Origin of the sequence: Lacticaseibacillus camelliae DSM 22697 = JCM 13995, assembly GCF_001311195.1 — a bacterium.
Lineage (GTDB): Bacteria > Bacillota > Bacilli > Lactobacillales > Lactobacillaceae > Lacticaseibacillus > Lacticaseibacillus camelliae.
The window spans coordinates 15,594-29,332 of sequence record NZ_BBAJ01000024.1; the positions used below are offsets into that span (position 1 = coordinate 15,594).

Sequence of the window (13,739 nt, forward strand, 5' to 3'; positions counted from 1 at the left end):
CCTTCGTTAATTAGTCAGTTTTCTGAAAAGTCACGGTCACCGTGCCAGTCCCAAGCAAACTGCCAGCCTTGAGACTCTGCGCAGACGCGTATCCGGCGCCTTGTAACTTAAACTTTTTGCCCGTTAACTGGGCCAATTTTAACACATCACTCTTAGACCAGCCAGAAACGTCCGGCATGGTCATTGCCCCGTTGGTGAGCAGCACCACCCGCGCCGAGCGCAGGGCCTGCGTGCCCGCTGCCGGCAGCTGCTGGACGATCCGGTTACCGGTCCCGACCACGGAGGCGGTCAGCGCTTTTTTGTTCAGGGCCGCCGTGGCCGCAGTCAGCGAGTCGTTCACCGCTGCTGGCACGGTCACCGTTTCGGCCGCAGGCGTCGCTGTATTGCCGGCGTCAAGTGCCAGCAGCCGAGTCATCAGCGGGTGGTAAATCGTGTTCAGCACATTGACCGCCGGGGTCGTCATAGCGGTGTTCTGCTTCAAGGTTAAATAAACAATAAATTGTGGGTCACTGGCCGGGGCCATTGCCAACAGACTGTGCAGCTGGTTGGTCTCACCGGGCAGGTACCCGCCTTTCGGGTTGGCAATGTTCGCCGTCCCGGTTTTCGCCGCCACGTCGGCGCCGGCAATTTTGTAGGTCACCCCGGTGCCATATGGCTTGTTGATGGTGTCGCGCATTTCATCCAGCACGGTCTCCGCCGTTGTCGCAGAAATCGGGTGACCCACCACCTTCCGCTTGTAATTGATCACTTTGCCGTCAGGATCAGTGACTTTGGTGACCACTCGCGGCTGCACCATCGTGCCCTTGTTGGCAATCGCAGTCGCCGCCTGAAGGATCTGCATCTGCGTCACATTGATACTTTGGCCGTAACCCATCACGGCGCGGGTCACCGCGTTGCTCAGGTTGTAGCCGCCAGTGGCCTCATTCGGCAGCGTGATCCCGGTTTTTTGGCCAAACCCAAAGTCCTTTAGGGTCTTGGCCTGGTTGGCCTCACCCATCTGCTGCACAATGTGGACAAACCCAACGTTACTAGAACGCGGCAGCGCCTGCGAAAACGGAATCTCGCCGAAGCCAACGTGGTTCCAGTCATGGATCGTGGTGCTTGCGACCTTCACGCCGCTGGAATTGTAGTAGGTGTTCGGTTGGAACGTCCCGCTTTGAATTGCGCCAGCCAAGTTAAAGACCTTCATGACCGAGCCGGGTTCGTATGTGTCTTCCACCAGCATGTTCTGCCAGGACGAACCCTGCTCAAGGCCTTCCATCGTGCTGGGATCGAAGGTCGGACGCTGGCCCGCCGCCAGGATCTCGCCGGTTTTGGCGTTCATGACCACCCCGGTGACTGAGGCTTGCTTGTACTTGGTTTGGACACTGGCCAGCAACGTCTCAAGGTACGACTGCAAAGAAGAGTCCAGCGTGCTTTTGACCGTCCCGCCATTTTTGGCTGGCTTGGTTTTGACCTTGGCCTTGGGCAGTCGATAGCCATAATTGTCCACTTGCGCGGTTTGATAGCCATTGGTGCCGGCCAGCTGCGCGTTAAATTCCTTTTCCAGCCCCATGACCCCGACCAGCGGCTGATTCTTGTTGGTCGCATTGGTTTGGGTCAGCCCAACCGTGTAGCTGGCAAACACCCCGTTCGGTACAACCGGGAAGGGCTGTCGGTGAAATGGATCCCTGGCAGGTGTTCTGCTTCGATTTCTTTGCGGGTCGACAACGACAGCCGGGTGCCGGCCGCGCCGAATTCGACTTGAAAAGTCTTCTTCTTCGGGTTCAAGTAAGCCAGGATCTTGGCCTCAGAAAGCGGCAGATATTTGGCAAGCACCGCCGCGTCTTGGCCTTATCGCTCACGTATAGTTTCTTGCCGTTCTGAGTGTAATTTTGATCGATGATGGCGTAAATGGTGTAGGTCGACGCATCTTCGGCGATTGCTTGGCCGTTGCGGTCGACGATGCTGCCACGCTTGGCCTGCAGCGCGGTTTTGCGCGCGTACTGAGAGGCGCGATACGCCGCGAGATTTTTGGAATCGACCGAGCCGACAACGGCCACATACGCAAAACGACAAACGAACGCCAGCAGCGCAACCAGGCTGAGCCAGAACAGGAAGATCCCGAACCGTTGCCGATTGCGCTCGGGGTGCCGGGCGCGCATTTGTCGTTTATTCGTTTTCTTTTTCATAAGCCTACTTCACCGCATGTTTAATATTACCTTCGATCACAGCAAAACCGTGAGCACTGGCATAACTGTTGAGCCGATCTGAGTTGGACAGTTCGCCGACCGTCTGCTTGTCATCGGCGATCACGCGCTTTTGTACAGTCACCTGATTTTGAACGTTCTGGTAAGTCCGGGTCAGATTGGCCAAGTGCATCGATGCGGTCAGATAACACAGGCAAAACCCCACGGCGACCATTCCCACGAACACCATCAGCAGCCGCTCCAGTGGCGAGAAAGCCACTTTAGTGCTCGGCTTCGCTGCAGGTTTTACGTGCGGCTGAACGTGCGGCGTCTCGCGCCGCTTTGGTTCCACCATGTCTAGCTGTCTTGCTGTGTTATCCACCATCTTGAGCACCCCTTCAATATACGCGCTCGACCACCCGCAGCTTTGCGCTGTGCGCCCGGTGATTGGCGATTAGTTCCGCCTCGCTTGGGAGAATCGGTTTGCGATTGATTAATTTAAAATGCGGCCGGGCCTCCGGTGGAATCACCGGCAAGCCCTGCGGCAAATCTTGCACTGTCGTTTGCTCCTTAAACATCGTCTTCACGAGGCGGTCTTCCAAGGACTGGAACGTGATCACGCTGATGCGGCCGCCCGGCTTGACCAGCTGCAAGGCCTGCGTCAGTGACGCTTCGAGGGCCCCCAACTCGTCGTTGACGGCGATGCGAATGGCTTGGAACACCTTCTTGGCCGGATGGCCGCCGGTCCGCCGCGCCTTGGCCGGAATGCCGGCCTTGATCAGGTCGACCAGCTCAAACGTGGTTTCGATGGGCTTGGTCGCCCGGGCCTGCTCGATTTTCCGAGCGATGGACTTGGCGAAGCGCTCCTCACCGTAGCGGGTGAAGATCCGTACCAGCTCTTGGTAAGACCACTCGTTCACGATCACCCGCGCCGAAAGCGCCTGGCTTTGGTCCATGCGCATATCCAGCGGCGCGTCGAAGCGGTAGGAAAAGCCGCGCTGGAATCGTCGAACTGAGGGCTGGACACGCGAGGTCGTATAAGATCCCGTTGACTGCAGTAACGCCTTCGCCGGCCAGCGCCTCGTCCAATTCGCGAAAATTGCGGTGAAGCAGGTGAAGGTTTGCCGGCACGCCTTGCGCCTGCACGGCGTCGATGGCAGCCTGGTCCTGGTCGAACGCGTATAGCTGGCCGGATGTCAGCTGGCTCAAGATTCGCCTGGTGTGACCGCCGCGGCCCAGCGTCGCGTCGACGTAGATACCGGTAGGATCGATGGCCAAGTTGTCGGTGGCCTCTTTTAATAACACGGTTTCATGTTTAAATTCTGTCATCGCGCTCACAGTCCAAAGTCGGTCAGATTTTCGGAAATATCATCGAAGCTGTCCTCGGCGCTGGCGGTGAAGCTGGTCCACCGTTCCTCGCTCCAGACTTCGATGCGGTCGGAGACGCCTACCAGCACACACGCTTTATCTAGCCCCGCGTGCTGGCTCAGCGGCTTGGGAATGTTGACTCGGCCCTGCTTGTCCAGCTCACACTCAGTGGCGGCGGAGTACAGGAACCGTGAAAAGGTCCGGGCATCCTTTTTGGTCAAGGGCAACGCCTCAATCTGAGTTTGCAGCTTCTGCCACTGACTCATCGGATAGCCGAACAGGCAGCCGTCCATGCCGCGCGTCAGCACAAAATCACTGCCGAGATCGGCGCGAAACTTGGCCGGAATAATTAGCCGGCCCTTCGCATCGATACTGTGATGGAATTCTCCCATCAGCATGGACAACGCCTCCTTTCCAACATTAAATTCAGTCTACCACAATCACCCACTCCTCACCACCAACTCCCACAAAATCTGCTTGACAATTTGAAAAAGCACCCCACGATTCCCTGCGTGTACTAAAAAAATCCCCATCTGCTGCGGTTTACAGCAGGTGGGGACAGGTGGATCACCAGTGGGGGCCAGGCCCTAAAACGAGAGCAAAATGGCCGCCACCCACCAAACGGTGGCCGCCAGGATGAGGACCCGGCCCAAGGTCGTGAAATAACGGGCAAACAGCAAATCGTAATCTCGGACCACAAAGTAAATGATCAAAAGGATGGCGATGGCCGTTGTGGTGAACAGTGCGACCCAAATCGTGTTCGGGGCCTTGGCGTTGGCCAAGTTCGCGACGCCCAGCAGTTCCAGACCGGCAACCAAAAACGGCAACAGCCGGGAGTGAAACTGCAAGGCGCGGCAGACCAGCCAAACGGCCAGACCGGCGAGCGGTAAAATGATCCCGATCAGCATGTTCATCACTTCCTTTACCTTAAGACTATACTCGATTTTACCCCCTTGGGCACGAAAATTCGGTTGAAGCGCCTGGCCAAAACGGGTAAACTACTCGGGTAAAGCACAGCACGGTAGATTGGTCAAAGGTGGTGATTAAGGTGAAAGAGAAACGCTCAAAATTCTGGTGGGTCACCTACATTGCGACATGGGCGATGCTGATCGTCACCATCCTTGGTGCCCTAGTCGTTGGGTTGTCAGCGATGAATGTCTTTTAACCTGATATCAAAAAAAAGCGGGTCTGCAAAATGCAGACCCGCTACTTTTTTTGGGTTGAATTAGTGCTGGGACAGCAGCTGTCTGCCATCCTTCGGCTCAAACAACGGTTTCTTAACGGTGGTGACCAGCACGGAAATGACGATGATGGTCAAGATCCCGGTCGCCACTGCCGACCCGCCGTTGATGACCAGCGAGTAGAGCCATGCCGGTGTGCCCTTTGGCGCGTATGAGCCAAAGACCCAGCCCGCCAGAAAGTGGCAGAAGTACTTGGCTAAGACGCCGATCAGGCCAGCGCCCCACGCCAGGCCCATGGCCTCGCGGTTGTTACCGGCCTTCAGCGCGGCTTGAAAGCGGCCGTAAAGAAGCCCGCCCAACCCGGCGACGGCAAAGGCAATCGGTACTCCAGAAAACCCTGAATTGGTTCAGGACAGACCCTTCACCAAAGCCGATCAGCATGATATCAAGCACGCCCCAGGTCAGCCCGGCTGCCATCCCGGCGCCGGTTCCACGCCGCAGCGCCAGCACCGTGATTGGGATCACACCGTAAGACATTTCAATACTGGAGATCCCGGTTTTGTGCGGGACGTACTCCAGCGCCATGGCAAACGCGGCAATCACCGCGATTTCCACCAAGATCAAGACACGTGAGTTCGATTTGGCCATAAAAAATCCTCCTTTGGGTCAGGATCCGCCACAAAGAAGGTCGATTTCTCGACACCGCAATTCCTACGCTCGTATTAGCGAACAGGTTCGAAGGGTCTGGGCAACTGCCCACTCTCAGCCAATGGCTCCCCTTTGCGTTGGTCCCACCACTATTTTGTTAGAGCACAATTTTGCTTGTGCCCCATCATTATAGCAAGCGAGCCCACATTGTCAAAAAGTAAGGGCTACAGGATCGGGGCAAACAGCCGCGCCAGGTCCGCCCCAAGCTGACTGGCGTGGGACTGGTTTTTGACCATCGCGTACGTGTACGGCGTCGCCTGCGCCATATCAAGTTTGAACTGGCGCTCTACCATTTCGGCCAGGGTCTGGTCGTAAATGAAGGCGGCAATCTCAAAATTGAGCTTAAACGAGCGCACATCCAGGTTGGGGGAGCCGGTCATCAGGTACTGGGAATCGACGATGATCGCCTTGCTGTGCAGGAACCCCGCCTGGTAGCGGTACACGCGCACGCCGGCTTTCACCAGCTGGTTCAGGTAAAATTCTGTCGCCTTGGCCATCATCGGCTGATTCGTGTGCACCGGCACCATCACCCGCACATCGATACCGGACTGCGCCGCCAGCACCAGGCGTCCAGCAGTGAATCATCCGGCACAAAGAACGGGGATTGCACCAAATGCGCCGCTTGGCCAACGCCAACAGTCGCAGGTCCCCCAGTTTGATGGCCTCCAGTTTCTGCTCCGGCCCACCGCCGACGATTTGCATGGTGGTGCGGCCGTTGTCCGCAGGATCGGGGAAGTACGCCTTTTGGAAGTGGACCTTTTTGATCTTGGCAGTAGTGTTCCAATCCATGAAGAAGCGCGCCTGAAGCGAGGCGACTGCCTGGCCGGTGAGCCGCAGCTGCGTGTCGCGCGTGATGGCCAGCTTGCGGCTGGTACTGCCGATGTCAAACCCGCCCATGTAAGCCACTTGCCCGTCGATCACCGTGATCTTGCGATGGTTGCGAAAGTTGATGCGCAGGTTGGCTCGGCCGAGTCGCGTGGCCAAAAACGGCTCGACCTGCCCACCGGCCTGCACCAGCGGCCGCCAGAACGCGCGGTTCAGTCGGTGCGAGCCAAAGGTGTCGTAGATCACGCGCACCCGCACTCCTTGTTCAGCCTTTTGGGTCAGCAGCTGCACCAGCGCTTTGCCCACCCCGTCCGGCTCGATGGTATAAGCCTCAATGTGAATGTGGTGCGTCGCGGTCCGCAGGTCGGCGAACAAGGCCTTAGTAAAATCCTGGCGGTTGAACAGCAGCCGGACCCGATTCATGGTCGTGATGAGCGCCCCGTCAGCCTGCAGCAGCGTCCGCACGAGCTCCGGCGCGCCCGCAAACGGCGAGGCCGCGCCACTTTCCTGACTGATTGTGACGGCTCCTGCTGCGAGGCCACCATCTGGTCGATCCCCAAGCGCTGCTGAGTCGCCAGTGAGTTCAGTTTGTTGGTTGACAGCTTGCGGCCGAAGAACCAGTACAAGATGAACCCGATGACCGGCAGCAGCAAAAGCACCAACAACCACGCCCATGTCGCCGCAATGTCCCGGGGCTGCCGGAACACGGTGATAATGGCCGCGGTTGCGTTGATCACAATAATGATGATGGCAATGGTCGTGAGCCACATACTAGAAACTCCCCACTAATCGACCGAAGCCACCCCAAACCACTTCTCGTTTAACTTCTTCAAAGTGCCGTTGGCTTTGAGCGTCTTCAAGCCGGTGTTGATTTTATCTCTGAGCTCATTATCACTCTTACGCATCCCAACCGCAAAGTCCTCAGCCGGATAAGTGCCTGAATCACCTTGTAGGCGCTCGGGTCTTTTTGGTGGGCAATGTAGTAATTCGCGTAAACCTCGTCGATCACAATGCCCTGAATGCGACCGGCATTGAGGTCCAGAAAGGCGTTATCAAAGGTGTCGTACAGGACCGGCTCGCGGTTTTTAATCAGGTCTTTGAGCTTCTTCGGCTGCGCGTCAATGTCCGAGGCGCCGCTGCTTTCACTTTGCGCGCCGACGACCTTACCTTTCATGTCGGCAAATGAGTTGATGTGGTCCGCCCGCTTGGTGACCAGGACTTGGTGATTCTTCAGGTACTCCTGAGAAAAGGCGACCTGCTTTTGGCGCTCCGGCGTCACGGTGTACCCATTCCAGATGAGATCGATGGTTTGGTTGCGCAGCTCGGTTTCCTTCATGGACCAGTCAATCGTCTGAAAGCTGACCTTCACGCCGTACAGCTTGAACAGCGCCCGCGCCAGGTCGATGTCGTAGCCGGCCACAGTGCCGTTCTTTTGGCGAAAACCCATCGGCACAAAACTATCGTCCAACCCGACGACCACTTTTTTATCCTGCTTGATGCGCGGCCAGGAGTTTTTTTGCTCGGTGCGGGCGCAGCCGCCGAGCACTAAGGTGAACCCAGCCAGCAGCGTCAACAGGATCGTTAACCACTTACGCTTCATTCGACTCACTCCCCTGCTTGGCCACCGTCAGCGTCGCGTCCGCCACCATCTTGGCAAATTCCATGTCATGCGTAACCACGACCTGAGTCATGCCCTGCTGCTTGACGCTGGCAATCAGGTCTGCCACCGACTGGCGCAGGTTGGGATCCAGCGCCGAGGTCGGCTCGTCGTAAAGCAGAATTTTCGGATCCAAGGCCAGCGCCCGGGCGATCGCGACCCGCTGCTTCTGACCACCCGACAGGAGTAAGGATAAGCGTTGGCCTGCGCCTCTAGGTCCAACTGGTCCATCAGGTTGCGCGCGTGCTTCTGCGCCGCTGCCGCGCTGACCCCTTGCAGTGTCGGGGCCAGTGTGATGTTTTTCAGCACGGACAGGTTAGGGAAAAGCTCGAAGCCCTGGAAGACGACGCCAATGACACCTTGCTTACGCAGCTCGGCGGCGGTGGTCGGCTGACCATTGTAAGTGAAGCTGCCGCTGTCAGCCGGAGTCAGGCCGGCGATAATACGCAGCAAGGTGGTCTTGCCGGCACCGCTGGGGCCGACGATCGCCAGTGTTTTCTGATCTTCAATGGTGACACTTAGATTATCCAGGACGACCTGATCACCGAAGCGTTTGGAAATATTTTTAAGCTCTAACATGTGCTTACCCCCTGCCTACTTGTAGTAGCTGAATGACTTTTCGACGCGGCGCTGCAGCAGCGTGAGCAGCAGCGTCATCACCAGGTAAATGACGGCGACCAGGACCAGTGGCACCAGCGTGACATCGCGAGACGTGGCCACTTCGCCGGCGCGGAGCAGGTCGCCCAGGCCGATGACGTAAACCAAGCTGGAATCCTTGACCAGGTTGATCACCTCGTTGCCCATGGACGGCAGGACAATCTTTAGGACCTGGGGAATGACCACGTAGCGCAGCGTTTGCCAGCGCGTCATGTTCAGCACCGTTGCGGCCTCGAACTGGCCCTCCTCAACGGCGCCGAATCCGCCGCGGTAGATCTCGGCGAAGTACGCCGCGTAGTTGAGGATGAAGGTGAAAATGACGGCCGAGAAGCGGTCAAACACAATGCCGATCAGCGGCAGGCCATAGAACACGAAAATCAACTGCAGCAGCAGCGGCGTGCCGCGAAACACCCAGATGTAGGCGGACAGAATCGCCTTACCGGCCTTGGCGAGAATGTTCTTGCCGCGCTGGATCAACCCCACTGACACCAGCATCCCCAGCGGGATGGCCCCGATCAGCGTCAGGAAGAAGACCCCCAACGTCATTTTGACGCCGTCCATTAACGCCGGCAGAATCGAATTGATGTAACTCATGATTATTCCTCCCTCACATTTCTCAACGTTGAATAAAAAAAAGCACCACACAGAAGTATCCTCAAGCTTTGCTTGAGGACGCTTCCGCGCGGTGCCACCTCATTTCGACCAGCCGTCACCGACTGGTCCTCACGTGGTTGAAAAACTCGGGGCTGGCGGTAAACAAAAACACCCCCATTCAGACTGCTGTCTGAATGAGGGCGACTTGAATGCCGCGGTGCCACCTCATGCTCACCGCTTCGTCACCGAACCGGTCTCATGTAGTTTTTCAACCACGGCGATAACGAGCCCAACCGGCCTGACCTACTGAGTTCAATCAGGCACTCATGGATGTGAGGCAAGAATGATCACGTCCGGCTCTCACCGCTCCGGACTCGCTTGGCTGATCTGCTTCTCACCATTTCCACTCAACGTTTTAATTGATTAAGGCAATAATACCTGCTTCAAAATGAATGTCAACCCTGATGATGAAAAAGTCTGTGCCAAAAACCAACTTTTTTTCTGCTCAATGTTCATCAGTGGCACCGACTCGCCCAGCAGGCGGCGTGCAATGTTGCGATAGCCCTGGCTGGCCATGTCGTCGGGGTCCATCACGACAGTTTCGCCCTTGTTGGAGCTGGCGATCACCCCGTCGTCATCGACCACGATGCCGAGCAGGTCAATACCCAGGTGCTGCGTGATCTCGTCGATGTCCATGGACCGCCCATCCGCCATCATGTGCTGGCGGATGCGGTTGATGATCAGGCGTGGCGGGTACACCATGTCGCGTTGCTCCAGCAGGCCAACAATGCGATCCGCGTCAGACACCGCGGAAATCTCAGGCGTGGTGACGACGATTGCCCCGTCTGCGCCTTCGACAGCGTTGCGGAAGCCCTGCTCAATGCCGCCGGCGAATCCAAAATTAAAAAAAATCAAATTCCGGCCGCAACTCATCTACAATGGCCTTGACCTGGTCCGGTTCAAGCGAATCCTTCTCTGCATTCTGCGCGGCAGGGAGGACATAGAGCTTATCGTCGAACCGCTTGTCTTTAATCAGCGCCTGGTGCACCTTTGCACGCCCGCTGGCCACGTCAACAATGTCGTAAATGATCCGGTTGGACAGGCCCAAGACCACGTCAAGATTGCGCAGCCCAATGTCCAGATCCATCAGGCACACCTTCTTGCCCTGCAGTGCCAGTGCAGTCCCGATGTTGGCCGTGGTCGTCGTTTTACCGACACCGCCTTTGCCTGAAGTGACAACCAAAGAAGTACCCATTACATTTCCTCCAGTTTCCGGAACAGTTTTGGCCGCAACTTGCTCAGTTCCGGCACCTTGCCGTGCACTAAGGCGTGCAGGTCATCGATGTAAGAGGTGGTCTGCGCGGTGTAAGAATTCTTGTCAATGATCTCCAAGGTGTCTGCGATGCGGATCTGCGCGGCGCGGCTGATGTCGCCCACAATGACGGCCGCCTGATCGCCCAACGCACCGGCGATCAGCAGACCCTCGACGGTCCCCATCACAAAAAATGCTGCCGGTGGTGCGCAGCGTCGCGCCACGGTGGAGGTTGCCCAAGAACAGCACGTCACCAGTGTAATCCGCCTCCTGGCCGGAGCGCAGGATCCCGCCGACTAAGTGAGTGGCCTTCGCCTCAAAGTGGGCCCGCAGCGGTTCGATGGCCGCCACGTCCGCATGGATGGTCTTGATTTCAAACTGCGGATAGGCGTCAAACACCGCCTGCACCGCTTTAGCCTGGGCCTCATTGAGCAGCCGGTCCCCGGTTTCCAGCACAAAATCGACATTGCTCTGGTCCTTGGTGTCTCCGGCACGCGTGCCAGCAGCGTGGTCAACGACGCAACGACCTCATCCAGCGAAGCCTCTGATGCCAGCTGCAGCTCAAACCCACTTTTACGCCCCTTCAGCGTGACTGCGTCCATGCGTACACCCCCAACTTTAATCTATCCTTAAGTTTATCAATATCTGGCGCAAAGGCAAATACGCAAGCGCAAATAAAACCAGATTCACGATCAGGCTGGGCCCGATGTGGTTGGCGATCAGCGTGATCGTGCTGACCTGGGCAAACCCCAGGAACCGGTTGACCGCGTAATTGGCCAGCGTGAACACCGTCAGCACAATGACGACCACGGCCCCAATGTAAAACGGGGATTTGGGTACCACCGGCCGCAGCTGCCGCACCACGTAAATCAGCAGCGGCCACAGCAGCGCGTTGACCCCAAGCATTCCGGTGTAGTAGCTATCGAAAATCAGGCCAAACACCGCGGCAATTGCCACAATGTAAATTTCTTCCGGCAGCAGCAGGGCCGTCATGATCAGCGCGATCAGCGTCAGCTGCGGCACGCCGGTGAAGGTCGGCGCCATCACGAACTGCGCAAAAACCTGCGCGATGACGCCGTCCAAAAGCAGAGTCACCAGCAGCAAAAGCAGGACCCAGCCGTGCTTGGTAAACTTTTTTTCCTTCAGCATGTTACTCACCCTTGATGGTCCGGTTGATCACAGTCACCACGGACAAGTCGTTGAAGTTGGCCGCAGGCTTCACGTACACCGTGTTCGCCAGGCCGAAGTCGTCCTTGGCCACCGAGGCCACGGTGCCGATAAACAGGCCTTTCGGCGTGCTGCCGCCGAGCCCCGAAGTGACCACACGCTGGCCCTTTTTGATGTTGTCTTCGGTGCTGACCTGACCCAGCACCAGCTCGTTTTTGGCGGCACTGTAGCTGGAGATCACCCCGTTGACGATACTGCCGTTACTCGTCGTGATCTGCGCGGCGAACCGATCGGCCGACTTGTTATCTGTGGTCATCATTTCAACCTTGGCGTTGGTCTTCTCAACCTCGACCACGCGGCCAACCAATCCCGAGCCGGCCATGACCGGCATCCCCTTGGCAACCCCGGCACCTTGGCCCTTGTTGATCACCACAATGTTGCGCCAGTCGCTGGGGCTGCGCATCATCACCGTCGCCGTGATCTGTGAGTAATCCGTCAGCGTGGCATCAAGCTTGAGCTGCTTTTTTTTAGCGAGCGGTTCTCCGCCTGCAGCGTCTGGTTGGTCACCTTGGTTTGCGCGAGGGTGGACACCTGCGCCTTTAGCAACCGGTTCTCCTGATACGTGTTCAGCAGGTCGTTGACGTCATCGAGCCCGTACTTCACAAAATTGCCTGGCGCGGCCACGATGCGCCCACCGATGCCAACGATGTCATTGCCGATCTGCTGCACTAATGGTGGGGTGTTCTTGTTGTTCCGCACTGACATTGAGGTAAACATCAGCCCCACACTGACCAACAAGGCGACCATCAAGACGATCAGTTTTTTTGTTAGAAAAGAACTTTTGCATGAGTCGCTCCTTTTGGTCTTCTCAACGAAAAAGCCGGCCCAATAAAACTAGCGGACCGGCCACTGGTTGCAGCTGCCTGCATGGATCAGTGCTTCTTCAGTACATCGATGTTCTTGAGGGATTCCCCAGTACCGATGGCCACGCATTCCAGCGGATCTTGCGCCACAAACACAGGCACCTTGGTCGCGTCGGAGATCACTGAGTCAAGCGACTTCAGCTGCGCGCCGCCGCCTGTCAGCACGATTCCGTGATCGATCACATCGGCGGCAATTTCCGGCGATGTCTCTTCGAGGGTGTCCTTAATGGCTTCGATGATGGCCTGGACGGTTTCCTGAATGGCGTTGGCGACGTCGACTGCGTGATGTCCTGGGTCTTAGGCAGACCGGTCAGCAAATCACGGCCGCGAATCGTCATGCGTCCAGCTTCTTGGCCTCTTCGATCGAAGCGCAACCCAGCTGGATCTTGATTTCTTCGGCGGTGCGTTCCCCAATCAGCAGATTGAAGTTGGCCCGAATGTAGCAATCACGGCCTCGTCGATTTTGTCGCCGGCCATGCGGATCGAGCGGCTGGAGACGATCCCGCCAAGTGAAATGGTGGCCACGTCGGTGGTGCCACCGCCAATATCCACCACCATGGAGCCGGTCGGATCCATCACTGGCAGACCCGCCCCAATGGCAGCGGCGTATGGCTCTTCAATGACGTAAGCCTCTTTGGCGCCGGCCACCTTGGCCGCGTCGATCACCGCGCGCTTCTCCACTTCGGTGACGCCGCTGGGCACGCAAATCATGACCAGCGGGTGATTGTTCTTGCCACCAAGCGCCTTGTTCATGAAGTACTTCAGCATGGCTGCGGTAGTGTCGTAATCCGCGATCACGCCGTCTTTCATCGGCCGAATGGCGTCGATGTCAGCTGGGGTGCGGCCGATCATCGCGCGGGCTTCTTCACCCACCGCAATGATTTCCCCTGTTTGTGTGTTTTTTTGCGACCACTGAAGGTTCGTTAGTCACGATGCCCTTGCCGTCAACGTACACGAGGGTGTTCGCTGTGCCGAGGTCGATTCCGATGTTTTTTTGTGCCTAATCCAAGCAAGACGTTCTCTCCTTACAAGTCCGATTTTCTAATCCCTTGCATTATAGCATAAACGACTCGCGGTCCGGCGCAGCCCTGACCAATCACGCGCTTTCCCAACCATAATTTAATAAATCTTACAGGTGGTGTTCCTGGTTAAACGAATAAAAGCGCTCACCACCCACGA

General features: G+C 57.1%; 14 protein-coding genes, 8 pseudogenes and 1 riboswitch. Of the genes and pseudogenes, 1 reads left to right on the forward strand and 21 read right to left on the reverse strand.

Features of this window, described 5'->3' with window-relative positions; all coding sequences use genetic code 11:
- Positions 1-10: 10 nt before the first annotated feature.
- From JCM13995_RS06120 to JCM13995_RS06140, 7 genes and pseudogenes are all read right to left on the reverse strand, one after another.
- The gene (locus JCM13995_RS06120) at positions 11-1,627 is read right to left on the reverse strand and encodes a penicillin-binding protein (protein WP_225350752.1); all 1,617 of its coding nucleotides are present in this window, start codon (positions 1,625-1,627) and stop codon (positions 11-13) included.
- The gene (locus JCM13995_RS15855) at positions 1,600-1,818 is read right to left on the reverse strand and encodes a hypothetical protein (RefSeq protein ID WP_225350753.1); all 219 of its coding nucleotides are present in this window, start codon (positions 1,816-1,818) and stop codon (positions 1,600-1,602) included. Before JCM13995_RS15855 ends, JCM13995_RS06120 begins: the two co-directional genes overlap by 28 nt.
- Complete coding sequence (locus JCM13995_RS15860; protein ID WP_225350754.1) at positions 1,767-2,171, reverse strand: hypothetical protein; 405 nt, start codon at positions 2,169-2,171, stop codon at positions 1,767-1,769. The genes JCM13995_RS15855 and JCM13995_RS15860 overlap by 52 nt, the downstream gene beginning before the upstream one ends.
- Positions 2,172-2,175: 4 nt before the next feature.
- Positions 2,176-2,553, reverse strand: coding sequence for an FtsB/FtsL family cell division protein (locus JCM13995_RS06125; protein WP_054663591.1), 378 nt, complete (start codon positions 2,551-2,553; stop codon positions 2,176-2,178).
- Positions 2,554-2,566: 13 nt separating this feature from the next.
- Positions 2,567-3,497 (reverse strand): annotated as a pseudogene (gene rsmH, locus JCM13995_RS06130) (16S rRNA (cytosine(1402)-N(4))-methyltransferase RsmH).
- Between the two features lie 5 nt (positions 3,498-3,502).
- Positions 3,503-3,934 (reverse strand): division/cell wall cluster transcriptional repressor MraZ, encoded by a 432-nt coding sequence (gene mraZ / locus JCM13995_RS06135; protein WP_054663594.1) that lies wholly within the window; start codon positions 3,932-3,934, stop codon positions 3,503-3,505.
- Positions 3,935-4,123: 189 nt separating this feature from the next.
- Positions 4,124-4,444 carry a hypothetical protein gene (locus JCM13995_RS06140; protein WP_054663597.1) on the reverse strand — a complete coding sequence of 107 codons (321 nt, stop codon included), beginning with the start codon at positions 4,442-4,444 and terminating at the stop codon, positions 4,124-4,126.
- Between the two features lie 140 nt (positions 4,445-4,584).
- On the opposite strand from JCM13995_RS06140, the gene JCM13995_RS18055 reads away from it, so the two are divergent.
- Positions 4,585-4,701, forward strand: coding sequence for a DUF4044 domain-containing protein (locus tag JCM13995_RS18055; RefSeq protein ID WP_420843303.1), 117 nt, complete (start codon positions 4,585-4,587; stop codon positions 4,699-4,701).
- A gap of 60 nt (positions 4,702-4,761) precedes the next feature.
- Here the strand turns inward: JCM13995_RS18055 and JCM13995_RS16840 are convergent, their stop codons facing one another.
- From JCM13995_RS16840 to JCM13995_RS06195, 14 genes and pseudogenes are all read right to left on the reverse strand, one after another.
- Complete coding sequence (locus JCM13995_RS16840) at positions 4,762-5,076, reverse strand: energy-coupled thiamine transporter ThiT (RefSeq protein ID WP_263849584.1); 315 nt, start codon at positions 5,074-5,076, stop codon at positions 4,762-4,764.
- The gene (locus JCM13995_RS16845) at positions 5,027-5,365 is read right to left on the reverse strand and encodes an energy-coupled thiamine transporter ThiT (RefSeq protein WP_263849585.1); all 339 of its coding nucleotides are present in this window, start codon (positions 5,363-5,365) and stop codon (positions 5,027-5,029) included. Before JCM13995_RS16845 ends, JCM13995_RS16840 begins: the two co-directional genes overlap by 50 nt.
- Before the next feature lie 43 nt (positions 5,366-5,408).
- A riboswitch (TPP riboswitch) is annotated at positions 5,409-5,507 on the reverse strand.
- An 82-nt stretch (positions 5,508-5,589) separates the two neighbouring features.
- The gene (locus JCM13995_RS15865; RefSeq protein ID WP_263849586.1) at positions 5,590-5,952 is read right to left on the reverse strand and encodes a phospholipase D-like domain-containing protein; all 363 of its coding nucleotides are present in this window, start codon (positions 5,950-5,952) and stop codon (positions 5,590-5,592) included.
- A gap of 352 nt (positions 5,953-6,304) precedes the next feature.
- A pseudogene (locus JCM13995_RS15870) lies at positions 6,305-6,673 on the reverse strand (phospholipase D-like domain-containing protein); the annotation flags it as partial.
- Complete coding sequence (locus JCM13995_RS15875) at positions 6,670-7,020, reverse strand: PLDc N-terminal domain-containing protein (protein WP_225350756.1); 351 nt, start codon at positions 7,018-7,020, stop codon at positions 6,670-6,672. The pseudogene JCM13995_RS15870 and the gene JCM13995_RS15875, both read right to left, overlap by 4 nt.
- A 15-nt stretch (positions 7,021-7,035) precedes the next feature.
- A pseudogene (locus JCM13995_RS06155) lies at positions 7,036-7,850 on the reverse strand (amino acid ABC transporter substrate-binding protein).
- Positions 7,840-8,486 (reverse strand): annotated as a pseudogene (locus JCM13995_RS06160) (amino acid ABC transporter ATP-binding protein). The pseudogenes JCM13995_RS06155 and JCM13995_RS06160 overlap by 11 nt, the downstream one beginning before the upstream one ends.
- A gap of 15 nt (positions 8,487-8,501) precedes the next feature.
- Positions 8,502-9,158, reverse strand: a complete 657-nt coding sequence (locus JCM13995_RS06165) for an amino acid ABC transporter permease (protein WP_054663600.1) — start codon at positions 9,156-9,158, stop codon at positions 8,502-8,504.
- A gap of 455 nt (positions 9,159-9,613) precedes the next feature.
- Positions 9,614-10,413: pseudogene (gene minD, locus JCM13995_RS06170) on the reverse strand (septum site-determining protein MinD).
- Complete coding sequence (locus JCM13995_RS06175; protein ID WP_156314356.1) at positions 10,413-10,595, reverse strand: hypothetical protein; 183 nt, start codon at positions 10,593-10,595, stop codon at positions 10,413-10,415. Before JCM13995_RS06175 ends, minD begins: the two are co-directional and overlap by 1 nt.
- Positions 10,537-10,941, reverse strand: a pseudogene (locus JCM13995_RS14400) (septum site-determining protein MinC); the annotation flags it as partial. The pseudogene JCM13995_RS14400 and the gene JCM13995_RS06175, both read right to left, overlap by 59 nt.
- A gap of 147 nt (positions 10,942-11,088) precedes the next feature.
- The gene (mreD, locus tag JCM13995_RS06185) at positions 11,089-11,619 is read right to left on the reverse strand and encodes a rod shape-determining protein MreD (protein ID WP_054663609.1); all 531 of its coding nucleotides are present in this window, start codon (positions 11,617-11,619) and stop codon (positions 11,089-11,091) included.
- Position 11,620: 1 nt separating this feature from the next.
- Positions 11,621-12,484, reverse strand: a pseudogene (gene mreC, locus JCM13995_RS06190) (rod shape-determining protein MreC).
- An 85-nt stretch (positions 12,485-12,569) separates the two neighbouring features.
- A pseudogene (locus tag JCM13995_RS06195) lies at positions 12,570-13,548 on the reverse strand (rod shape-determining protein).
- Positions 13,549-13,739 lie beyond the last annotated feature (191 nt).

Bases quoted from the DNA above. Each gene is read 5' to 3' on its own strand.
- JCM13995_RS06125 (WP_054663591.1), bottom strand. From the start codon at position 2,553: ATGGTGGATAACACAGCAAGACAGCTAGACATGGTGGAACCAAAGCGG.
- JCM13995_RS15875 (WP_225350756.1), bottom strand. From the start codon at position 7,020: ATGTGGCTCACGACCATTGCCATCATCATTATTGTGATCAACGCAACC.
- JCM13995_RS15865 (WP_263849586.1), bottom strand. From the start codon at position 5,952: ATGGTGCCGGTGCACACGAATCAGCCGATGATGGCCAAGGCGACAGAA.
- JCM13995_RS15860 (WP_225350754.1), bottom strand. From the start codon at position 2,171: ATGAAAAAGAAAACGAATAAACGACAAATGCGCGCCCGGCACCCCGAG.
- JCM13995_RS06165 (WP_054663600.1), bottom strand. From the start codon at position 9,158: ATGAGTTACATCAATTCGATTCTGCCGGCGTTAATGGACGGCGTCAAA.
- mraZ (WP_054663594.1), bottom strand. From the start codon at position 3,934: ATGCTGATGGGAGAATTCCATCACAGTATCGATGCGAAGGGCCGGCTA.
- JCM13995_RS16845 (WP_263849585.1), bottom strand. From the start codon at position 5,365: ATGGCCAAATCGAACTCACGTGTCTTGATCTTGGTGGAAATCGCGGTG.
- mreD (WP_054663609.1), bottom strand. From the start codon at position 11,619: ATGCTGAAGGAAAAAAAGTTTACCAAGCACGGCTGGGTCCTGCTTTTG.
- JCM13995_RS06140 (WP_054663597.1), bottom strand. From the start codon at position 4,444: ATGCTGATCGGGATCATTTTACCGCTCGCCGGTCTGGCCGTTTGGCTG.